This is a genomic window from Rhizobium sp. C4, from assembly GCF_021026315.1.
Lineage (GTDB): Bacteria > Pseudomonadota > Alphaproteobacteria > Rhizobiales > Rhizobiaceae > Ensifer_A.
The window spans coordinates 98,119-119,958 of the sequence record NZ_JAJNCX010000010.1 but is presented as its reverse complement, the minus strand read 5'-3'; the positions used below and the strand labels follow the sequence as shown (position 1 = coordinate 119,958).

Below are 21,840 nucleotides of genomic sequence, written 5' to 3'. Positions count from 1 at the left end.
GTTCAGGTGGATCAAACATGGGCCGATGTCAACATCGTGACAAGCGGCCGGCTCCGCATCATGCGGTCGGGACCGCCAGCGGGCCGATCATCAGCCGGATGAAAGCCTCGAGACGGCGGGCAAGCTCCTCCGCGCTCGTCATCCGCAGCTTGAACCCTTCCGCTCCGTCGGTGATGAGACCGGCAATCTCCGCGGCACTCACCCCGGCAGCCTCAAGCGTCACACGACCCGCCGCCTCTTCCTGTTCGAGGATCTGGGTAATGGCCGTTTCGATCAGCTTCATCCAGTCGCGGAAGAGATCGGCTCCTATTTCGGATTTCAGCGCGAACAGCTCCTCGGCATGCGCAGACGCGCCGATGGTTTCATGCGGTTCGACAATGCCGGTGCGCGCCACTGCCATGATCCGCTCCTCCGCGTCACCCGTAGCATCGGTGATCGCGGCAAGCTTTTCGCGGAGGTCTTCGGTCATCGAGAGCACGCAGGCGCGAAAGATGTCAGCCTTGTTCTTGTAGACGAGATAAAGCGCCGGCCGCGACATGCCTGCCGCCCGTGCGATATCGTCCATCGTGGCGCGCTTCACGCCATATTGAAAAAAGGTCCGGAAGGCAGCCTCGATGATCGCTGCGGCCTTGGGATCCCGGTCTTTCGCTTGCATGATTGACATACTGACATTTTTCGTTATTTTGTCAAGAACTGACTGCTTCGGCGGAATCTTACAGGGGGAGCGCGCAAAAATGAAACTGCAAGTGAATGGGAAAGTCCATGAGCTCGATATCGAGCCGGACATGCCGCTGCTTTGGGCGCTACGCGACGAACTGAACATCAAGGGACCGAAATTCGGCTGCGGCGCCGGGCTCTGCGGCGCCTGCACGGTCATCATAGACGGACAGGCAACGCGATCCTGCCAGACGGCGGTTGGCGACGTGAAGTCCAACATCCGCACGATCGACGGTCTGGCAGCACCGGATGCCCTGCACCGGGTGCAACAGGCGTGGCTCGACGAACAGGTCGTGCAGTGCGGCTATTGCCAGGCAGGCCAGATCATGAGCGCGGTCGCCCTCTTGGAGACGAACCCGACGCCATCCGACAAGGATATCGACGACGCCATGAGCGGCAATCTCTGTCGCTGCGGCACCTATCCCCGCATCCGCGCCGCGATCAAGCGCGCCGCCGGCCAGCAGACGGGAGCTTGAGATCATGGCTTCGATCGGAAAAATTGCCCGCCGCACCTTCCTCGTCGGCGCTGCCGCCGTCGCCGGCGGCGTTGCCTTCGGCTACTACAAATACAAGCAGCCCTATGAGAACCCCCTGAAAAAGGGGCTTCCCGAGGGGGAGGCAACCTTCAATCCCTATATCAAGATCGCGAGCGACAACCGCATCACCGTCATCGTGCCCCGCGCGGAAATGGGTCAGGGCGCCTATACGACGCTCGCCGCCCTTGTCGCCGAAGAGCTGGACGTGGCGCTGGAGCAGATCGCCATCGAGCACGGGCCGGCCTCGCCCGCCTATTACAATTCCGCGGCGCTGCGCGAAGGCGCGCCCTTCCCGGCCTTCGACCAGTCGATGGTGGCTGAAACCGTTCGCGACGCCATGGGCGTCGTCGGCAAGTTCCTCGCCCTGCAGATGACCGGCGGTTCGTCATCGCTCGCCGATGGCTTCGAGAAGATGCGGCTGGCTGGCGCCACCGCCCGCGAGACCCTGAAGGCCGCCGCCGCGCAGAAGCTCGGCGTCTCTGCAGGCTCTCTCAAGACTGAGGCCGGCAGGGTCATCGACGCGAAATCCGGCAAGAGCCTGACCTATGGCGAACTGGCGCTCGATGCCGCCAGGATCGATCCGCCCGCCGACGTCACCCTCAAAACCCGCGCGCAATGGAAGATCCTCGGCAAGCCACAGCCGCGCAAGGACATGCCGGCCAAGGTCACAGGCCAACCGATCTTCGGCATCGACGTGCAATTGCCCGACATGCTCTACGCGACGGTGCGCATGAACCCGCAGCCGGGCGGTGCAATGAAGAGCTTCGACGCGTCAGAAGCTCTGAAAATGCGCGGCGTCAAGAAGGTCATCGCCATCGACAGCCTTTACGGCAAGGGCTTTGCGGTCATCGCCGACAATACGTGGCGCGCCTTCAAGGCGGCCGATGCGGTCAAGGTCGTCTGGGCTGACGGCCCCGGCCATCGCGACGACGCGGAGGCAAAGAAGATCCTCGCCAGCACGATTGCAGCCGGCGGCGGCTTCTCGCTGCGCTCGGTCGGCGATCCGGAGAAATCCTTCGCCGATGCGCCCCGCGAAAAGCTGGTGGAAGCCGAATATTACGCGCCCTTCCTCTCGCACGCGACAATGGAGCCGTTGAACGCCACGGCGCGCCTGAAGGACGGCGTTCTGGATGTCTGGGCGCCCAATCAGGCCCCGAGCGTCATCAAGATCATCGGCCCGCGGCTGACCGGTCTCGACAGCGACAAGGTGAACGTTCACACCACCTTCCTCGGCGGCGGCTTCGGCCGGCGCATCGAGCCGGATTTCACCGACTATGCGATCCGCATCGCCATGGAAACCGAAGGCCGGCCGGTGAAAGTCACCTGGACGCGCGAGGAGGACATCAGCCACGGGCCCTATCGTCCGGCGGCACTCGGCAAATACCGCGCCCGGCTCGGCAATGACGGCCTGCCGGTCGCAATCCACGGATCGATCGCCTCGCCCTCCGTCATGGCCGGCATGGTCGGACGCATCATGCCGAGCCTGCCGACAGCGGGTCCCGACAATCTCATCATCGACGGGGCCTATAACCAGCCCTACACGATCCCGAATGATCGCATCGATGGCTACAAGGCGCCGCTTTCCACGCCCGTCGCCTCCTGGCGCTCGGTGGGTTACTCGTTCAACTCCTTCATGCATGAAAGCTTCATGGACGAGCTGGCGCATGCCGGAAAGATCGACCCTCTGGAGTTCCGCCGCAAGCTGATGGCCGAGCATCCGACCGCGCTTGCCATCCTCGACAGGCTGCAGGCGCTGTCCGGTTGGGGCAAGCCGATCGACAAGACCCGCGCTCAGGGCATCGCCTTCACCATCTCCTTCGGGACATGGGTGGGCGAGGTCGTGCAGGTGAAGGACGAGAATGGCGCGATCCGCGTCGAAAAGGTCTGGATCGTCGCCGATCCCGGCATGGTTCTCGACCCGCTGAACTTCAGGGCGCAGATGATGTCGGGGGCGATCTATGGCCTGTCTGCAGCCATCGGCCAGCAGATCAGCTTCAAGGGCGGCGCTCCGGAACAGTCGAATTTCAGCGACTATGACGCAATGCGCATGAACCAGTGTCCGGATATCGTCATCGAAATCCTGGAAAACTCGGGCCATCTCGGCGGCGCGGGCGAACCCGCCACGCCGCCGGTCATGCCGGCTCTGGCCAATGCGATCTTCGCTCTCAATGGCAAGCGCATCCGATCCCTGCCCCTGAAGGACGAGATCAGCTTCATCGCCTGACCTTATCATTTGGCGTGCGCAACCGCTCGACAAGTTGTGGGCGACGCGCTAGGAGGGCAGCCATCCCAATTGAATTTTTGCCGAGCCTCCGGGGGTTTCTCGGAGGTTCTGGCATTGAAAGGACCGCCATGAGCGAGAACCCTGCCTGCCCGAAATGCCAGTCCGCCTTTGCCTATGAGGATGGCGGCCTGATGATCTGTCCCGAATGCGGTCATGAGTGGGCGCCGGGCGCGGAAGCGCAAGGCGAAGAAACCAGCTATCGCGATGCCAATGGCGTTCTGCTGGTCGACGGCGACACCGTGACCGTGATCAAGGACCTGAAGCTGAAGGGCTCCTCGCAGGTCCTCAAGGTCGGCACCAAGGTCAAGAACATCCGCCTCGTCGAGGGCGATCACAACATCGACTGCAAGATCGACGGTTTCGGCGCGATGAAGCTGAAATCCGAGTTCGTCCGCAAGGTCTGAGCGTCTCCGGGAAAGTCGGAAACCGCTTTCCCGTTAAAACAACGACATTCAGCGTATCCGGCGACACCTTGGTCGCCGGATACGCTCTCTGATCAGGCGGCTCTCGCCATCGGCGGTGCCACGAAACCATGGTCGGCCAGCGACTGGGCGATCGCTTCGTCTGCCGGCGTGCTCTCGACCTTCCCGAGGAAGGCTTCGAGCTTGCGGCCCGACAGCGAATGCGGCGTGAACCAGAGATAGTTCATCTTCACGACTTCGCGCACGACCGGCGAGAACAGCCCGACGACATTGAGCAGCGCCCAGGACACGCGCTTGCGGGCAAGCTTTTTCCCTGCGGCGCGCTCGGCAGCACGCACAAAATCTTCACCCGTCAACGTATGCCCCTCGAAATTGAACTGCGAGAACATCGGCAGTTCGTCGGCCCGTTCCGCCAGGCGCACGAAGGCATCGGCCAGGTCGGGGAGATAGGCAAAGGCATGCGGCAGGTCATAGGGACCCGGCCAGGAGAAGGAACCCTTGGCAATCTTGGTCGCGATCATCAGATCGAGCCAGGTGCCGACCTTGTCGGTGCCGTAAAAGTCGCCGGCGCGCAGAATGATCGTCTTCACGCCCTCAGCCGTCGATTGCCGGAACAGCGCCTCCATGTCGATGCGCGTGCGCGCCTTGTCCGTCGTCGCGGAAAAGGGCGTGTCTTCGCTGGCGGCCAGTCCGATCTCCTTGCCGTAATTGTAGACATTGCCGATGAAGAGATGCACGGCACCGTTCTGCTTTGCCGCCGCCATCACGTTGCCGGCCATTGGCAGGACAACGCCCTCCCATTTGTCATAGGGCGGGTTCAGCCCGTTGAAGATCATGTCGACCCCCATCGTGGCGGCAATCACCTGCGCACGGTCCATGGCATCGGCTGCGCGATACTCGACGCGGCCGGAAAGACCGTCGCAGCGACCGCTGCGGGTGACGGCAACAACCTCGTGCCCATGGGCGAGAAAGGCCTTGGCAACGGCGTGGGCGAGACGCCCGTTTGCGCCCAGAACTGCAATCTTCATCTGACTGTCCTCTTCATCTTCGGGTCTCGCCGCTGCGGCGTCATCCGGTTTAGATGACCAGAAGCTAGGCCTAAATTTCATGCATGAATATGGACAAGATCGAAGAGTAATTATACGAATTTGAATATCATGGACTGGAACCTCATCAAGACATTCCTCGCCGTTGCCGAAAGCGGAACCCTGCTTGCCGCCGCCGAAGCGCTGCGGCTCAGCCAGCCGACCGTCGGACGCCATATCGACGAGCTGGAGACGGCAACGGGCTTGACGCTCTTCATTCGAGGCCGCCGCGGCATGGCCTTGACCGAGGCCGGTCTCTCGCTGCTCGACGACGCCCGCGGCATGGCGAAGGAGGCGGATCATTTCCTGCTGCGCGCGTCAGGCAGGGCGAGTGAAGCGGCCGGACCTGTGCGGATCACGGCCAGCGACATCATCGCCACCTATCTCCTGCCCCCGATCCTCGTTGCGCTGAAGGAGGCCGAGCCTGGCATCGACATCGAACTTGCGCCGTCGAACGCGGTGGCAAACCTTCTCGCCCGCGACGCCGATATCGCCATCCGCATGGTGCGGCCAATCCAGAACGATCTGATTGCGGTGAAGGTCAACGATTTCGCCATGGGCGTTCACGCGCATGAACGCTACCTCGAAAAGGCCGGGACGCCACAGAAGATGGAAGATCTGTTCGGCCACCGGATGGTGGGCTACGACCGCGACACGCTGATCCTCAACGGCATGAAAGCCCTCGGCGTTCAAGGCGACCGCTCGCTCTTCACCTTCCGCACCGACGATCAGGTCGCCTATTGGGAACTGGTCAAGGCGGGCGCCGGGGTCGGTTTCGGTGCCTTGTGGCTGGGGCGGCAGACGCCGCAGCTGCGCCATATCCTCCCCGACCTGAAGATCGCCGCACTCCCCATGTGGCTCGCCTCGCATGAGGAACTGCGGACCTCGCTGAAGATCCGCCGCGTCATGGACTTCCTGCGCGAGGCTATCAGCGCCATGCCGCTTTCCGCCTGATCAGCTTTTGACGGCATCCGCATAGCGGGCCAGCCCCGACAGCGCCAGAACAGCCAGCAGAAACACCGGCAGCGTCAGGAACACGGTCGAGAAGCTCGTGTGCTCGGCGGCAAAGCCGATGGCCGACGGCGCAAAGAGCATGCCCGAATAGCCGAGGAAGGTGGTGACCGAAAGCGCGACGCCCTGCGCAAAGCCCGGCAGGTTGCCGGCTGCCGAAAAGGCGATCGGCACCATGTTGGAAATGCCGATGCCGCAGATGGCAAAGCCAATGAAGGCGACGACCATGTTCGGCGCGGCCCCGGCGGTCACCAGCCCGATGATCGCCATGACCGTGCAGAAGCGGAAGGTCTTCACCGCGCCGAACCGGTCGCGCACCAGATCGCCGGCAAAACGCATGATCGTCATGGTGAAGGCGAAGGCCCCGAAGGCGAAGCCGGAGAAGGCAAGCGATGCGCCGAGCTCGCGGCGAATGTAGAGAGCGCCCCAATCAAGAACGGACCCTTCCGGCACCATCGAGAACAGCGCCATGATGCCGAGCAACCACGGCAGCGGGCTGAGCGGCAGCTTTGCCTTCTCGCGCGCTTCGCTCACATGCGGCACGTCGTGGAAGAGCTTCGACCAAACAACCGCCAGCATCGCGAAACCGGCGACCGTGAGCAACGCCGAATGCCCGGCGGTTCCCAGAGTCTCGATCAGAAAACCACCCGTCATCGTGCCGACGAAGGAGCCAAGGCTCCAGAAGGCATGGCATGACGACATGATCGAGCGGCGCATCGACTTCTCCGTCTCGACCGCATTCGCGTTCATCGAAACGTCCATCGCACCCGTCAACCCGCCGAACAGGAAGATGGCGATGCCCGCAAGCCAGATATTCTGGGCAAGGCTGAGGAGGAGGATCGTCGGCAGGAACAGGATCGTCGCCGCCCGCGTCACCTTGGTGGATCCATAGCGGGCTATCTGTGCGCCCGTCACCGGCATCAGCGTCAGCGACCCGACCCCCATGACCAGGATCATGATGCCGAGCGCACCCGGATCAAGCCCGAGACGGCTCGCAAATTCCGGGATCTTCGGCGCCCAGGCGCCCATCATGAGACCGTTGATGAAGAAGAGGGTGGAGACCGCCATGCGCTCGCGCGTGAAATAGCCAGACCGGTCGGAAGTGCGAGAAACGTGGGAATTGGTCATGTCATTCTCCGAAGGTCAGACTGCGCCTGCGATAATGGTGTTGACGCCAAGTTCGCCAATCGCGTCGATTGTTCTCCTAGGGGCCGTGGTCTCGAAAACTGCATGGCTGCAGGCCGAAGCCGCGAAGATGGGAAACGGCGCCTGTGTCAGAAGCTTGTCGTCCGTGACCGCCACGGCAACCTCGCGAGCCCGCATGGCCACCTGGCGCTTGAATTCGGCCTCTTCCAGCGAATGCGCGGTGGCACCGGCAATCGGGTCGAACCCGCAGACGCCGATGAAGGCGAGATCGGGAGAAATGGCGGCAAGATCCCGCAAGGCAGCCGCCCCCAAGGCTGCACCCAGGGCGATATCGACGACACCGCCAATCTGGATCAGCCGCCAGGCCGGGCGATCAAGAGCAAATGCCGCAATCGCGGGCGCATTCGTGACCAGTGTCAGGGGGCTTTCGGGAGACAGCGCGGCGACGATCGCGAGATTGGTCGTGCCTGCATCAACGAAGATCACGGAGCCCGGCTCGACAAGCCGCACCGAAGCCTGAGCAAGCAGGCGCTTTCGCTCCGAAAGCTGCATGCGCCTTTGCTGATGCGTTCCTGTTCTCGGCGCCGGTGGCAGGGCTCCGCCATAGACACGCAGACACCGCCCGCCCGCCGCCAGCTCCCTGAGATCACGACGGATCGTATCGACGGACACGTCGAATTCGCTGGCCAGGTGGGCCGCGAGCACCCGCCCTTCACTGCTCAGTTTCGCTTCGATGAGCGCCAGACGCTCCTCGTGAAGAATATCAGGATCAGGCATCAAACTCTCCAAATCAGGAAAGAACGTGCAAGATCGTGCATGACCTGTCAAGCAGGTCGTTCAAACGGCGTCATTTCACGTGAATCAGCGTGCGGCCATCCGCAACCTTGAGCAGCCGCCGCATGTCCCGCTCTGTCACGGCGATACAGCCTTCGGTCGGCTTGTAGCCGGGGCGCGCCAGATGCAGGAAGATCGCCGAACCGGCCCCGCGCCGCCTCGAGGAGACATTCCAGTCCATGACGATGACGATGTCATAAAGCTGGTCCGCGCGGCACATGGTTTCATGGCTCTCCTTGAGCGGCAGCCGCGAAAGCCGGTTATAGGACGGGCTTTTCGGATCGTCGCACCAGACCATCGTCTTGCGCGCGGGAAACAGCGGCAGTCTGGTTTGAGGCCGCGCGACCCGATCGCTGCGCCAGAAACCATGGAGCAGCCGCAGACTTGCGCGCGGAGTATGCCCGTCGCCCTCCCGCTTGAGCATGCCGATGCCGCTCCGCCCGAGCGCGACCTTAATGGTCAACGGGCCGACCTTGAGATATCCCTTGCGATGATCGCGCGCCGACGGTCTGACTTCGAATGATTGCATCCCGGCCCTTCACGACGCTTTGCTTTGCCCGTGATCGATAACTTGCCTATTTGCGCGGCATTGGAAATCGGATGGGCAATTGTTTTCATTTGTGCTTCGATGATTTAGAAACCTGATCAGGTTTGATGCAAGGGCTTTTGGCTGATGGGCACCCGGACAATTTTGCTGGTGGATGACGATGACGACCTGCGCGAGATGCTGGTCGAGCAACTGGGTCTCTATGAAGAATTCCATGTGCTTCAGGAAAAGACCGCGACAAAGGGCGTGCAGGCGGCGCGCAACAATCCCATCGACCTGCTGATCATGGATGTCGGCCTGCCCGACATGGACGGCCGCGAGGCGGTCAAGCTGCTGCGCCGCGGCGGCTTCAAGGCCCCGATCATCATGCTGACCGGCCATGACACGGATTCCGATACGATCCTCGGCCTGGAAGCCGGCGCCAACGACTATGTCACCAAGCCTTTCCGCTTTGCCGTGCTGCTCGCCCGCATGCGCGCGCAACTTCGCCAGCACGAGCAGAGCGAAGACGCCACCTTCACGGTCGGTCCCTATACGTTCAAGCCGAGCCAGAAACTGCTGGTCGATCAGGCGGGGCAGAAGATCCGCCTGACGGAAAAGGAAGCGGCGATCATCCGCTATCTCTACCGTGCCGGACAGAAGGTCGTGACCCGCGATGTGCTTCTGGAAGAAGTCTGGGGCTACAATTCGGGCGTCACCACGCATACGCTCGAAACCCATGTCTACCGTCTTCGCCAGAAGATCGAGCGCGATCCGTCCAATGCCGAAATCCTTGTCACCGAAAACGGCGGCTACAAGATCATCCCCTAAGGACCGAATTCCTCAATGTCGCTGAAGTCCGATATCGACCTGCTCTCCCGCGTGCCGCTCTTTCGCGGCATGAACGACGAGCAACTGCGCCTACTGGCCTTCGGTGCCGACAAGCGGCAGCTGACGCGCGGTCATACGCTCTTCACGCCCGGAACCCGCGTCTCCACCGCTTTCGTCGTCGCATCGGGCGCAATCGGGCTTGCCACGCCGACGCGGCAGGGCAACCGCCGGCTCGAAGATGCCGGCCCGGGCTCGCTTCTGTGCGAACTGGCTCTGATCAGCGAACACGAATGCAGCCTCACCGCTGTTGCCGTCGAGGACAGTGAAGTGTTGCAGGTGACACGTTCGCTCTTTTCCCGCCTCATGGAAGAGTTTCCGCAGGTGGCCGTCGTTCTCGACCAGCGCATCCGTGACAATCTCAACCGGATGATCGGTGAACTGAGCCGCATCGAGACCAAATTCAACTCCTGAACAGCCGCAACAGGCTGAACCGTTCCTTAAGGGAATTGCTTCTATTGTATCGAAGAGCGCGCCTTCCGGCCGCTCGTTCTTGCAGGCTGCGGCTCATCCTCGCCTGCAAGCGATATTCAATTTGGAGCAGTGTCATGCGTTTTGCCAAACTGAAGCTCGCAATCCTGTGCGTGACGGCAGGCCTCGCCTTTCAGGGTAAGGGCGCCCGTGCCGGAGACGCCTACTACCTGACGCCGGGCGTCGGCACACTCGGCGGATCGATCAAGGGCGGCTATCGCTGGTCGGAAAACATGGGCGCAAGCGGCATCGTCAGCGGCTTCATGTATTCGCGCAACGTCACCTATGCCGGCGTTCCCGGCAATGCCAGGACCCAGCTTTTCGGCGCCGGCTTCATTCTCGACTACTATCCCGTTGGCGGCGATCTGCGCGTCTCGGGCGGCCTGCGCTATTCCAACGACAAGGTCACCGGCACGGTCACCCAGAGCGGAACCACGGTCGGCTTCACGGCAGAGGCGAATACGCTGCAACCCTATCTGGGGCTTGGCTATTCCCTGCCGGTCAGCCGCAACATGGCGCTCGATCTCGATGTCGGGGCCTATTACATGGGCAAGACCACCGTGACCCCGGACCGCGCCTTCAACAATGCCGCGATTTCGGGCGCGCTGTCGCAGGCCTCTGCCGATTTCAACAAGACGAATTTCTATCCCGTCGCCCAGCTCGGCCTGCGCTTCGAGTTCTGAACAACCATTCCCACGATCGGAAGATGGAAGGGAGGCTCCGGCCTCCCTTTTCTCTTGCCGCCGGCTTTATTGTATACAGATAGATAGATTTTGCGCGCCAATTCCACGATAATTGACGAAACGCCATACGATATGTATACACCGGAAATCTGATGGGTGATCGGGAGGATATCGATGAGCAAGAAGAAGGCCTTTCCGCTGAATGCATGGTATACAGCGGCCTATGACGTGGAGGTCGGCCGCAGCCTGCTGGCGCGCACGATCTGCAACCAGAATGTCGTGCTTTACCGCAAGCAGGACGGCACGGCCGCAGCGCTTGCGAATGCCTGTTGGCACCGCCTCGTCCCGCTCTCGCTCGGCCGCCTCGAAGGCGACAATGTCATCTGCGGCTATCACGGCCTCGAATTCGATGACACCGGCCGCTGCGTCTACATGCCCTCGCAGGAAACCATCAATCCGTCGGCCTGCGTGAAGTCCTATCCGCTGGTCGAACGTCATCGCTTCCTCTGGATCTGGCCGGGAGATCCGGCGCTCGCCGATCCCGCACTCGTTCCCGACCTGCACTGGAACGACGATCCTGAATGGGCCGCCGACGGCAAGATGATCGAGGTCGCCTGCGACTATCGCCTCGTCGTCGACAACCTGATGGACCTGACCCACGAAACCTTCGTCCACGGCTCCTCCATCGGCAACCGCGCCGTTGCGGAAGCCCCCTTCGAAGCTTCGCATTCAGACCGCTTCGCCTATATCACCCGCTGGATGCACGATATCGATGCGCCGCCCTTCTGGCGCGCCCAGCTCGGCAAGCCTGGCAATGTCGACCGCTGGCAGATCATCCGCTTTGAGGCCCCCTGCACGGTCACCATCGACGTCGGCGTTGCACCGGCCGGAACGGGCGCGCCGGAGGGTGACCGCAGCCATGGCGTCAACGGCTTCGTCCTCAACACGATCACGCCCTCGACAGACAAGACCTGTCTGTATTTCTGGGCCTTCGCCCGCAACTACGATCTCAAGAACCAGGCCCGTACGCACCAGCTGCGCGAGGGTGTCGCCGGTGTCTTCCGCGAGGATGAACTGGTGCTCGAAGAGCAGCAGAAGGCCATCGATGCCAATCCGGATCACGAGTTCTACAATCTGAACATCGATGCCGGCTCCATGTGGGCCCGCAAGCTGATCGACCGGATGATCGCCGCCGAGGAGCGGCCAGCCATGACGGTCATCGCGGCCGAATAAGCGCTGAACGGACAGGGCGCCGGCATGGTGGCCGGCGCCCTGCTTTCACGATCGAACTTTGCGGGGAGGAACCGGAATGAAATACGTGACTGATTGGCGGACTGCGCGTCTCGTCGACATTGAAAACCCTGCCGAAGATGTGCGCATGCTGACCTTCGCGGTCGAGGGCGCGCTTCCCGCCTTCGACCCGGGCAGCCATACGCGCATTCGCGTCACAATCGGCGGTGAGCCGGCGACACGCAGCTACACCGTGCTTCCATCGCCCGCCGGAACGCTGCGAATTGCCGTCAAGCTGCACGAGAACAGCCGCGGTGGCTCGCGCTTCCTGTGGAGCCTGTCGCCCGGCGACCAGACGCAGATGACGGTCCCGGAAAACCGGTTCGCGCTGTCCTGGCGCGCGCCATCCTATCTGTTGATTGCCGGCGGCATCGGCGTGACCCCCATCTATGGCATGGCTCAGGCGCTCGCCGCGCGTGGTGCGGAGTTTCGCGTGCTTTATGCCGCCCGCTCACGGTCCATGCTGGCATTTGCCGACGAGATCCGGGCCATCGACGGCGACAGGGTGGAGTTCTATTGTCAGGACGAGGGCCGCAACATTGATTTCGCGGCCGAATTCGCAAAACTCGGTGACACCGAGGAGCTCTACATCTGCGGCCCGGTCGGGATGCTCAACGCCGCCAAGCATGCATGGGAGAAGGCGGGGCGCAAACCCAGCCGTTTCCGCTACGAAGTCTTCGGGGACAGCGGCCTCTTCGCCGAACAGCCCTTCCGTGTCGAAATCCCCTCGAAGGGCGCCGTCATCGAAGTCCGCTCGGACCAGTCCATGCTCGATGCCCTGATGAGCGCCGGCATCGACATGATTTATGATTGCCAGCGCGGCGAATGCGGGCTTTGCGCGGTCACGATCCTGGAAACGGAAACGCCGGTCGATCATCGCGACGTGTTCTTTTCGGAAGAAGAAAAGCAGGAGAACCGCCGCATGTGCGCCTGTGTCTCCCGCATTGCAGGCGGCCGGGCGGTGATCGACACAGGCTACCGCCCCTGAGCCTCGACCTTCCGGTCCGGTCAAGAAAAACTGCCATTTCCGAAGGGTCGCAAAACGGTATTTGCGGCCCTTTATATTTGCCGAGACTCTTGCGGCAAAAGCTTAGCGCCCGGGCATTTTTAAACGTTTCAAGTCGCCTTGCCTTTTAGGCGCAAAATTGCCATTTTTCTACATCACGGCAAAACTGCAATACCCTTGCGGGTGGCTGCGGAATCGGGGGAGCCTGCGCGACAGGCAAGAATGGCTGGAAGGTGGAGTGCCGCCTGACCGGCATAAGACGTTGTTCCATACGTCGGTCCTGCGTTTCTTCACCCATCATTCAGATTCGCTCGATTAGGGGTATCCCTCGCGATGCCCTATTTCCGACGGCTGCAGACGGTAAGGGCTTGCGGGCAAATGAGCGGCAGCGCCGCACAATGACGGAAGCTATCTTGGACACGACAACTCTTCAGAACACGCCGCGCCGGATCAAATCGGAAAACGAGACCCGGCGGATCGAGCACAACAACGCCATTCGCGCGGAATATCTGCCGATTGACGGGCTTGCCAAATGCGGCGAGCGGCTTGCGACCGGCGAGATCAACACGCTTCCCGTCTTCGAACCCTTCGACTTCTTTGCGCGCAACAAGGAAAACGAACGCGAGATCCTGCGCGTCTATCGCTCGGCCGCCCGCGACGTCGAAAACGGCGCCTCGATCACGCCGGCCGCCGAATGGCTGCTCGACAACCACTACATCATCGAAGAAGCCATCCAGGAAGTCCGCCGCGACTTCCCCAAGCGCTACTATCGCGAACTGACGCTGATGCGCCTTGCCGGCGCCGTCGAGATCCCGCGCACGCTGGCGCTGGCCTGGCTCTATGTCGCCCACACGCACTCCACCGTCTCCCGCGAGACGCTGACGGCTCTCGTCCAGGGCTTCCAGACGTTTGAGACCTTCTCCATCGGCGAACTGTGGGCGATCCCGTCCATGGTGCGCTTCGTTCTGGTCGAAAACCTTGCTCGTATCTCGACTCGCGTCGAAAACTCCCGCCGCATGCGCAAATGGGCCAATGACGAGGCCGACCAGCTGCTGCGCATCAAGGACCCGGTGCGTCTGGCCGAAAAGTTGAAAACGCTGGAAGAGCCTGCGCGCGACAACACGTTTGCCGCCCAGTTCCTATACCGCCTGCGCGATGGCAGCCACACGTCCGGCGTGGCAATCGCCTGGCTGGAAGCCGAGCTTGAAAAGCGCGGCAGCGACGGTGAGGAAGTGATCGTCAGCGAACACAATCGCCTCTCCTCCGGCAATGCGACGATGAGCTGCATCATCCGGTCGCTGCGCGAGATCGATGACGGCGAATGGCCGGTCTGGGTCGAAAGCGTCAGCAAGGTCGACAGCCTGCTCGGCGAAGGCACGGACTATCACGATCTCGATTTCGGCTCGCGCAACCAGTATCGCAACACGGTCGAGGAACTTGCCAAGCGCTCGAGCTTCTCCGAAATCGAAGTCGCCTCGAAGGCAATGGAACTGGCCGCAAGCCGCAACGCCAATGTCGGCGAGTTCCTGGCCGGCAAGCGGATCACGGAGCTGAAAGAGGCTATCGGCTACAGCAATTCGCTGATGGACTATGGCCGCATTGGCCTGCGCAAGCTCGACTGGCTGGCCATTGCGGTTCCGGTCAGCGTGCTGACCCTTCTCGTCATGGCCTTCATGGCCTGGTTCCTGACCCATGCGGGCGTGCCCTACGAACATATCCTGCCGCTCGCGGTCCTCTTCGCGCTCCCCTCCTCGGAGGGCGCCATCGGCCTTTTCAACACGCTGTCCTCCTTCGTCCTCACGCCGTCCCGCCTGACCGGATATGAGTACAAGGACGGGATTCCGGCCGAGGAGCGCACGCTTCTCGTCGTCCCCTGCCTGATCACCAATCGCGACACGGTCGATGAACTGGTCCGCAATCTGGAAGTCCATTATCTCGCCAACCCGCATGGCGAGATCTATTTCGCCCTGCTCTCCGACTGGGCCGATGCCCAAAAGGAAGAGACGCAGGCCGATATCGACGTCCTGAACTATGCCAAGAGCGAAGTGGCCAAGCTTGCCGCCCGCTATGCCTATGACGGCCGCAACCGCTTCATGCTGCTGCATCGCCGCCGCCAGTACAATCCGGCGGAAGGCTGCTGGATGGGCTGGGAGCGCAAGCGCGGCAAGCTGCACGAGCTGAACCTTCTGCTGCGCGGCGACCACGACACCAGCTTCATGACCGGCGCCAACCAGGTCCCGGAAAACGTGCAGTATGTCGTCACGCTCGATGCCGACACGCGCCTGATGCGCGACGCCGTCACCAAACTGGTCGGCAAGATCGCCCATCCGATCAACAAGCCGGTCATCGATCCGAAGACACGCCGCGTCACGCAGGGCTACGGCATCCTGCAGCCGCGCGTCACGCCGTCGCTGACGACCGGCAAGGAAGCCTCTGCCTTCCAGCGCATCTTCTCCGCCAATCGCGGTATCGACCCTTACGTCTTTACTGTTTCCGACGTCTATCAGGACCTGACCGGCGAAGGCACGTTTACCGGTAAGGGCCTCTATCACGTTGACGCCTTCGAGGCCGCCATCAAGGGCAGGATCGACGAAAACCGCGTTCTCAGCCACGACCTTCTCGAAGGCTCGCTGTCGCGCTGCGCCCTTGTCACCGACGTCGAACTCGTTGAAGACTTCCCGACCCGCTACGAGGTCGAAAGCTCGCGCCAGCATCGCTGGGCCCGCGGCGACTGGCAGCTCCTGCCCTATATCTTTGACCCGCGCTCAGGCGTGAACGGCCTTGCCCGCTGGAAGATGCTCGACAACCTGCGCCGTTCGCTCACGCCGGCGGCCTGGACACTGGCCGCCGTCTGGGGCTGGCTCCTGATGACGCCGATGTATGCGGTGCTCTGGCAGATCGCGCTCATCCTGACGCTGACCATCTCGCCGACACTGTCGCTTCTCTCCATCGTCATGCCGCGCCGCACGGACATCGTCATGCGCGGACATTTCCAGCGCCTGCAGGACGAAATTCGCTCGGCCTCCGCCATGGTGGCGCTGCGCGCCACCTTCATCGCGCACAATGCCTACCTGATGACGGATGCGATCATCCGTGCGCTCTATCGCTCGATCGTCTCCGGCAAGCTGCTTCTGGAATGGCGCACCGCCGCCCAGGTGCAGAGCGGCGCACAGGGCGATTTCCACGCCTATTACCGCTCCATGTGGCAGGCTCCGGTGCTCGCGGCACTGGCGCTCGGCTTTGCCGGCACCAAGGGCATCTACCACGTCTATGCCGGCCTGCCGCTCGGCATCGCCTGGATGCTCTCGCCCTATATCGCCTGGCGCGTCAGCCAGTCGGCGGAAACCGAAGACCGTCTCGAAACGCCGGCGGACGTCGTTCAGGGTCTGCGCCTCATCGCCCGCCGCACCTGGCGCTATTTCGAGACCTTCGTCACACCGCAGCAGAACTTCCTGCCGCCGGACAATTTCCAGGAAACGCCGAACCCGGTCGTTGCCGCCCGCACGTCGCCGACCAATATCGGCGTCTATCTTCTCTCCGTCGTCTCCGCCCGCGACTTCGGCTGGATCGGCTTCGAGGACACCGTCAGCCGTCTTGAACAGACGGTCGCGACGCTCGAACGGATGCAGAAATTCCGTGGCCACCTGTTCAACTGGTACTACACGGAAACACTCGAAACGCTCGGCCCCCAATACATCTCGGCGGTCGACAGCGGCAACCTCGCCGGCCACCTGATTGCCGTCTCCTCGCAATGCCGTGACTGGGCCGAAGCCCCGTCCGCGCATCTGCAGTCGAGCCTCGATGGCATCGCCGACGCCGTCATGATCTTCCAGGAATCGCTTGCCGAACTGCCGGACGACCGCAAGACGGTCCGCCCCTTGCGCAAGCGGATCAAGGAACTCACCATCGGCTTCCTGAAAACGCTGAACGAAGCCCGCAGCGAGAACGAGCCCGCGACCATCCACATCACCGGCCTCGCCGAACTCGCGGAAGACCTCGAAAAGCTGTCCGCCAATCTCGACCACGAGATCGGCACCGAGAAGAGCGGCGAAGTCGCGTGGTGGGCAGCGGCGCTGTCGCGCACCTGTCAGGCCCATGTCGCCGACAGCGAATTCGACTTCGCGATGATCGATGCGCTGCGCAAGCGCCTCGAAGTGCTGCGTGATTCGACACGCGCGCTCGCCTTCGCCATGGACTTCCGCTTCCTGTTCCGCCCGGAACGCCGGTTGCTCTCCATCGGCTATCGCGTCGCCTCAAACGAACTCGACGAGGCCTGCTACGACCTTCTGGCCTCTGAAGCCCGCCTCACCAGCCTGTTTGCCGTCGCCAAGGGCGACCTGCCGACGGAACACTGGTTCAAGCTCGGCCGTCAGGTCGTGCCGGTCGGCTCGCGCGGCGCGCTGGTCTCGTGGTCCGGCTCGATGTTCGAATATCTGATGCCTCCGCTCGTCATGCAGGAGCGTCAGGGCGGTGTGCTGAACCAGACGTCGAACCTCGTCGTCAAGGAACAGATGAACCATGCCCGCCGTCTCGGCGGTATCCCGTGGGGCATTTCGGAGGCGGCCTTCAACGCCCGCGACCACGAACTGACCTATCAGTACACCAATTTCGGTGTGCCGACGCTGGGTCTCAAGCGCGGTCTCGGCCAGAACGCCGTGATTGCCCCCTATGCCTCGCTTCTCGCCAGCCAGTATGCGCCGGTTGAAGCCTTTGAAAACCTCCAGCGCCTGCGCAAGCTCGGTGCGCTCGGCCGCTATGGCTTCCACGACGCCGTCGACTTCACGCCGACCCGCGTTCCGGAAGGCCAGACCTGCGCCGTTGTCTATAACTACATGGCGCACCATCACGGCATGTCGATTGCCGCCGTCGCCAACGTGGTCTTCAACGGCCATCTGCGCGAACTCTTCCACTCCGATCCGGTGATCGAAGCAGCCGAACTTCTGCTGCAGGAAAAGGCACCGCACGAAATCCCGGTCATGAGCGCCAAGCACGAGGCCAACCAGCCCGGCAACAATGTTGGCGACAACCTGCCGCGTCCGGAAATCCGCACGATCGACAATCCGGAAGTCAAGGACCGCCAGACGGTGTTCCTGTCCAACGGCCACTACTCCGTCATGCTGACCACCGGCGGCTCCGGCTATTCGCGCTGGAACGGCCAGACGGTCGCCCGCTGGAAGCCCGATCCGACCGAGGACCGCCACGGAACCTTCATCTTCCTGCGCGACATGGAGTCGGGCGAATGGTGGTCCTCCTCCGTCGAACCGCGCCGCGCCAAGGGCGAAGTCAACAAGGTGATCTTCGGCGACGACCGCGCCGAGTTCTACAAGACCGTCGGCACGTTGATGAGCCATGTCGAGGTGATCACCGGCACGGAACATGACGCCGAAGGCCGCCGCATCACCATCACAAACCTTGGCCCGGAAGACCGTCATATCGAACTCACCTCCTATCTGGAGCCGGTTCTGTCGACGGACGAGGCGGATATCGCCCATCCGCTCTTCTCGAAAATGTTCATCCGCACGGAAATCGGCCGCCGAGGCGACGTCATCCGCGCATGGCGAAACAAGCGCAGCCCCAACGATCCGGGCACGCATATCGCCCATCTGATCGCCGATCCGACGGGTGAAACGCGTCCGACGGAATTCGAGACGAGCCGCCGCAACTTCATCGGCCGCGGCCGGTCGCTTGCCGACGCCACAGCCTTTGACGCCGGCGCCTCGCTTTCGGGTACGGACGGCTACACGCTCGACCCGATCCTGTCGCTGCGCCGCGTGGTGCGCATTCCGGCCGGCAAGAAGGTGAGCGCCATCTTCTGGACGATTGCCGCGCCGAACCGCGACATGATCGACCAGGCGATCGACCGTTATCGCCACCCCGACGCCTTCGGCCACGAATACATCCATTCGTGGACACGCAGTCAGGTGCAGATGCGCCATGTCGGCGCCTCGCCGCAGGAAGCAACCGCCTTCCAGATCCTCGGCCGCTATCTGGTCTATCCGGAAACGCTGCTGCGGGCTGATGCGGGTTCCGCCGAGGCCATGGCAGCCTCGCAGACGGCGCTCTGGCCGCTGGCAATCTCGGGCGACTTCCCGATCTTTATGCTGCGCATCAACGACGATGTCGACCTGAACGTTGCCTGGGAAGCGCTCCGCGCCCAGGAATACCTGCGTTCGCGTGGCGTGACGGCAGATTTGGTCATCGTCAACGAACGCGCCACGTCTTACGCGCAGGACATGCAGCATGCGCTGGATTCCATGTGCGAGAATGCCCGCCTGCGCGGCCAGTCCGATGGTCCGCGCCAGCATATCTTTGCGGTGCGCCGCGACCTGATGGACGATGCCACCTGGGCGTCCCTGCTTGCCTCCTCCCGCGCGGTCTTCCATGCCCGCAACGGCGCGATTTCCGAGCAGATCGCCCGCACGGTCTCGCTCTTCGAAAACCGCGTTCTCGAAGCGCCGCCGGAAGCGCCGCGCTACCGCTCGAAGGCGATCAAGGAAGCAGGCACGCTCTCCGGTGACGACCTGGAATTCTGGAACGGCTATGGCGGTTTCACCACCCAGGGCGACGAATATGTCATCCGCCTGCGGGGTGGCGAATCGACGCCGCATCCGTGGATCAACGTGATCGCTGAAAACGACTTCGGCTTCCGTGTCGCCGCCGAAGGCGGTGGCTATACGTGGAGCAAGAACTCGCGCGATTATCCGCTGACGACCTGGTCGAACGACCCGGTCATCGACCGGCCGAGCGAAACCTTCTACATCGCCGACCTTAACAGCGGTGCCGTGCTGACCCCGTTCGCGGGCCTCAGTGAGCGCGAATCCGTCGAGTTCGAAACCCGCCACGGTTTCGGCTACTCGACCTTCCGCAGCGTGCAGGAACAGGTGGGCATCGAGCTTAGCCAGACGCTGCTGCCAGGCAAGCCGGTGAAGCTCTCGCGCCTGACGCTCTCCAACAAGGGTTCGATCTCGCGCAGCTTCCGCATCTACGGTTACGTCGAATGGATGCTGGGCAACAATCCGAACCGGACGGCACCGTTCGTCACCTGCCGGGCAACGGAGAACAAGCAGGTCCTGTTTGCCTCCAACCCCTACAGCATCACGCATTCGGGCCGCACAGCCTTCTTTGCGGTCAATGCCGACGTGTCGGGCGCCACCGCCTCGCGCGGCGAGTTCATCGGACGCTGGGGCGACATCCGCCGCCCGGGATCGGTGGCCGCCGCCAAGGAGCTTTCCGGCCAGATGAGCCATGACGGCGATCCCTGCGCAGCAATCGCCGTCGATATCATCCTGCAGCCGGGCGATACGCGGGAATTCACCTTCGTTCTCGGCGACAGCGACAATGATGCTGCAGCAGAAGCCCTTTCGGCTGAAGCCATCACCGTTGACTTCAACAGCGCGCTCGAAGCCAACCGCACCCGCTGGAGCAAGTTCCTCGGCAAGGTCCAGATCGAAACGCCGGACCGCGCCCTGAACCACCTGCTCAACGGCTGGCTGCCTTACCAGATGCTGTCCTGCCGGATCACGGCGCGGGCGGCCTTCTATCAGGCAAGCGGCGCCTTCGGCTTCCGCGACCAGCTGCAGGATTCGCTGGCGCTGATGCTGCATGATCCGTCGATCGCCCGTCGCCAGATCGTGACGGCTGCCGGTCGACAGTTCGTCGAGGGCGATGTCCAGCATTGGTGGCTCGCCGAAAACGGTGCCGGCGTCCGGACCCACATCTCCGACGACGTCGTCTGGCTCGCCTATGCGGTCGATCAGTATGCGACGGCAACCGGCGACACGGCGATCCTGGATGAGAACGTTCCGTTCATCGCCGGGCCGCTCCTGGCTGAAAACGTGCATGACTCGTTCTTCCGTCCGGAAGTCTCGGATCGCGGAGCAAGCATCTACGAACATGCCGCCCTCGGTCTCGATCTGGCTCTTTCGAGAACCGGCCCGCACGGCCTGCCGCTCATCCTCGGCGGCGACTGGAACGACGGCATGAACCGGGTCGGCGTTGCCGGCCGGGGCGAAAGCGTCTGGCTTGCCTGGATACTCTCGGGCACGCTCGCACGCTTCATCCCCATCGCCGAAAGCCGTGGCGACCAGGCGCGCGCCAACAACTGGCGCACGCATCTGGAACGCCTGCGCGACGCGATCGAAACCGCCGGCTGGGATGGCCACTACTATCGTCGGGCCTATTACGACGACGGTACGCCGCTCGGTGCTGCGGAAAGCGAAGAGAACCGCATCGATTCCATTGCCCAGTCCTGGAGCGTACTCTCCGGCCAGGGCAATCCGGAGCGGAGCAAACAGGCACTTGATGCCGCGCTTGCCAACCTTCTGGAGCACGACGACGGCATCCTGCGTCTCTTCAATCCGCCCTATGCCACGACGGACAAGGACCCGGGCTATATCCGCGCCTATCCGCCGGGTATCCGCGAAAACGGCGGGCAGTACACTCACGCGGGCGCATGGCTTGCCTTGGCGCTTGCCAAGTCCGGCCGTCCGGAAGAGGCCATGCAGTGCCTGGATTGCCTGCTGCCGGTCCGCCACGCCATGGATCGCGAGGGTGCCGAACGTTATCGCACGGAACCCTATGCCGTTGCTGCCGACATCTACAGCGAAGGCGCATTGCGCGGTCAGGGCGGCTGGAGCTGGTATACCGGCTCGGCGGCCTGGATCTACCGTGCCGTCGTCGAGGGGCTGCTCGGCATCGAGCGCAAGGACGGCGACGTCACGGCAGCGCCGGTCCTCCCCTCCGACTGGAATGGCTTTACAGCCAGGATCGAGCTCGCGGGCAAGACGGTTGAGGTCAAGGCCACCCGCAGCGCGGCGGGCCAGATCGAGACCAGCGTCAACGGCAAGAAGGGCCGCGCGCCCGCCAAGGCGAAGTGACGGAAACGCAAGCCGGTTGGGCGCAAGTTGCGCCCTCCCCTCCCGGCCAAGACCGGAAGCAGAGC

The 21,840-nt window shown here is 62.7% G+C and carries 15 protein-coding genes; 10 read left to right on the top strand and 5 right to left on the bottom strand.

All coding sequences use genetic code 11. From position 1 onward, the window contains the following. Positions 1-58: 58 nt before the first annotated feature. Positions 59-655, bottom strand: a complete 597-nt coding sequence (locus LQK84_RS17350; protein ID WP_230829985.1) for a TetR/AcrR family transcriptional regulator — start codon at positions 653-655, stop codon at positions 59-61. Between the two features lie 79 nt (positions 656-734). Between LQK84_RS17350 and LQK84_RS17345 the strand changes: the two genes are divergently transcribed. The 3 genes from LQK84_RS17345 (at position 735) to LQK84_RS17335 (ending at position 3,941) form a co-directional block, all read left to right on the top strand. Next, complete coding sequence (locus tag LQK84_RS17345; protein WP_230829984.1) at positions 735-1,193, top strand: (2Fe-2S)-binding protein; 459 nt, start codon at positions 735-737, stop codon at positions 1,191-1,193. 4 nt (positions 1,194-1,197) lie between these two features. After that, positions 1,198-3,477, top strand: coding sequence for a xanthine dehydrogenase family protein molybdopterin-binding subunit (locus tag LQK84_RS17340; protein WP_230829983.1), 2,280 nt, complete (start codon positions 1,198-1,200; stop codon positions 3,475-3,477). A 128-nt stretch (positions 3,478-3,605) separates the two neighbouring features. Beyond that, positions 3,606-3,941 carry a zinc ribbon domain-containing protein YjdM gene (locus LQK84_RS17335; protein WP_230829982.1) on the top strand — a complete coding sequence of 112 codons (336 nt, stop codon included), beginning with the start codon at positions 3,606-3,608 and terminating at the stop codon, positions 3,939-3,941. Between the two features lie 92 nt (positions 3,942-4,033). On the opposite strand, the gene LQK84_RS17330 is transcribed toward LQK84_RS17335, so the two are convergent. Continuing rightward, entirely contained in the window at positions 4,034-4,987 is a 954-nt protein-coding gene (locus tag LQK84_RS17330; protein WP_230829981.1) for an NAD-dependent epimerase/dehydratase family protein, read from the bottom strand. 129 nt (positions 4,988-5,116) lie between these two features. Between LQK84_RS17330 and LQK84_RS17325 the strand changes: the two genes are divergently transcribed. After that, positions 5,117-5,998, top strand: a complete 882-nt coding sequence (locus tag LQK84_RS17325) for a LysR family transcriptional regulator (protein WP_230829980.1) — start codon at positions 5,117-5,119, stop codon at positions 5,996-5,998. Here LQK84_RS17325 and LQK84_RS17320 read toward each other — a convergent pair whose 3' ends face one another. The 3 genes from LQK84_RS17320 to LQK84_RS17310 all read right to left on the bottom strand — a co-directional run bounded on the left by LQK84_RS17320 (position 5,999) and on the right by LQK84_RS17310 (position 8,564). Next, on the bottom strand, positions 5,999-7,183 hold the full coding sequence (locus tag LQK84_RS17320; protein WP_230829979.1) for an MFS transporter: 1,185 nt from the start codon (positions 7,181-7,183) through the stop codon (positions 5,999-6,001). Positions 7,184-7,198: 15 nt separating this feature from the next. Further along, a complete protein-coding gene (locus tag LQK84_RS17315; RefSeq protein WP_230829978.1) occupies positions 7,199-7,978 on the bottom strand; it encodes a DeoR/GlpR family DNA-binding transcription regulator in 780 nt (259 codons plus the stop codon). 70 nt (positions 7,979-8,048) lie between these two features. Further along, the gene (locus LQK84_RS17310; protein WP_230829977.1) at positions 8,049-8,564 is read right to left on the bottom strand and encodes a L,D-transpeptidase family protein; all 516 of its coding nucleotides are present in this window, start codon (positions 8,562-8,564) and stop codon (positions 8,049-8,051) included. A 144-nt stretch (positions 8,565-8,708) separates the two neighbouring features. Here LQK84_RS17310 and LQK84_RS17305 point away from each other — a divergent pair, with 144 nt between their 5' ends. From LQK84_RS17305 to LQK84_RS17280, 6 genes are all read left to right on the top strand, one after another. Next, on the top strand, positions 8,709-9,392 hold the full coding sequence (locus LQK84_RS17305) for a response regulator transcription factor (RefSeq protein ID WP_230829976.1): 684 nt from the start codon (positions 8,709-8,711) through the stop codon (positions 9,390-9,392). A gap of 15 nt (positions 9,393-9,407) precedes the next feature. Continuing rightward, positions 9,408-9,863 carry a cyclic nucleotide-binding domain-containing protein gene (locus LQK84_RS17300; protein ID WP_230829975.1) on the top strand — a complete coding sequence of 152 codons (456 nt, stop codon included), beginning with the start codon at positions 9,408-9,410 and terminating at the stop codon, positions 9,861-9,863. Positions 9,864-9,997: 134 nt separating this feature from the next. Further along, positions 9,998-10,603 (top strand): TonB-dependent receptor, encoded by a 606-nt coding sequence (locus tag LQK84_RS17295; RefSeq protein ID WP_230829974.1) that lies wholly within the window; start codon positions 9,998-10,000, stop codon positions 10,601-10,603. A 174-nt stretch (positions 10,604-10,777) separates the two neighbouring features. Beyond that, positions 10,778-11,836: an aromatic ring-hydroxylating dioxygenase subunit alpha gene (locus LQK84_RS17290; RefSeq protein ID WP_230829973.1), complete on the top strand. Its 1,059-nt coding sequence runs from the start codon at positions 10,778-10,780 to the stop codon at positions 11,834-11,836. A gap of 76 nt (positions 11,837-11,912) precedes the next feature. Continuing rightward, complete coding sequence (locus LQK84_RS17285) at positions 11,913-12,881, top strand: PDR/VanB family oxidoreductase (protein ID WP_230829972.1); 969 nt, start codon at positions 11,913-11,915, stop codon at positions 12,879-12,881. Between the two features lie 416 nt (positions 12,882-13,297). Continuing rightward, on the top strand, positions 13,298-21,775 hold the full coding sequence (locus LQK84_RS17280) for a GH36-type glycosyl hydrolase domain-containing protein (RefSeq protein ID WP_230829971.1): 8,478 nt from the start codon (positions 13,298-13,300) through the stop codon (positions 21,773-21,775). Positions 21,776-21,840 lie beyond the last annotated feature (65 nt).

Excerpts from the sequence above, each read along its gene's own strand:
- LQK84_RS17330 (WP_230829981.1), bottom strand. The coding sequence starts at position 4,987 with ATGAAGATTGCAGTTCTGGGCGCAAACGGGCGTCTCGCCCACGCCGTT.
- LQK84_RS17300 (WP_230829975.1), top strand. The coding sequence starts at position 9,408 with ATGTCGCTGAAGTCCGATATCGACCTGCTCTCCCGCGTGCCGCTCTTT.
- LQK84_RS17325 (WP_230829980.1), top strand. The coding sequence starts at position 5,117 with ATGGACTGGAACCTCATCAAGACATTCCTCGCCGTTGCCGAAAGCGGA.
- LQK84_RS17310 (WP_230829977.1), bottom strand. The coding sequence starts at position 8,564 with ATGCAATCATTCGAAGTCAGACCGTCGGCGCGCGATCATCGCAAGGGA.
- LQK84_RS17305 (WP_230829976.1), top strand. The coding sequence starts at position 8,709 with ATGGGCACCCGGACAATTTTGCTGGTGGATGACGATGACGACCTGCGC.
- LQK84_RS17315 (WP_230829978.1), bottom strand. The coding sequence starts at position 7,978 with ATGCCTGATCCTGATATTCTTCACGAGGAGCGTCTGGCGCTCATCGAA.
- LQK84_RS17345 (WP_230829984.1), top strand. The coding sequence starts at position 735 with ATGAAACTGCAAGTGAATGGGAAAGTCCATGAGCTCGATATCGAGCCG.
- LQK84_RS17320 (WP_230829979.1), bottom strand. The coding sequence starts at position 7,183 with ATGACCAATTCCCACGTTTCTCGCACTTCCGACCGGTCTGGCTATTTC.
- LQK84_RS17280 (WP_230829971.1), top strand. The coding sequence starts at position 13,298 with ATGACGGAAGCTATCTTGGACACGACAACTCTTCAGAACACGCCGCGC.
- LQK84_RS17295 (WP_230829974.1), top strand. The coding sequence starts at position 9,998 with ATGCGTTTTGCCAAACTGAAGCTCGCAATCCTGTGCGTGACGGCAGGC.
- LQK84_RS17335 (WP_230829982.1), top strand. The coding sequence starts at position 3,606 with ATGAGCGAGAACCCTGCCTGCCCGAAATGCCAGTCCGCCTTTGCCTAT.
- LQK84_RS17350 (WP_230829985.1), bottom strand. The coding sequence starts at position 655 with ATGCAAGCGAAAGACCGGGATCCCAAGGCCGCAGCGATCATCGAGGCT.
- LQK84_RS17285 (WP_230829972.1), top strand. The coding sequence starts at position 11,913 with ATGAAATACGTGACTGATTGGCGGACTGCGCGTCTCGTCGACATTGAA.
- LQK84_RS17290 (WP_230829973.1), top strand. The coding sequence starts at position 10,778 with ATGAGCAAGAAGAAGGCCTTTCCGCTGAATGCATGGTATACAGCGGCC.
- LQK84_RS17340 (WP_230829983.1), top strand. The coding sequence starts at position 1,198 with ATGGCTTCGATCGGAAAAATTGCCCGCCGCACCTTCCTCGTCGGCGCT.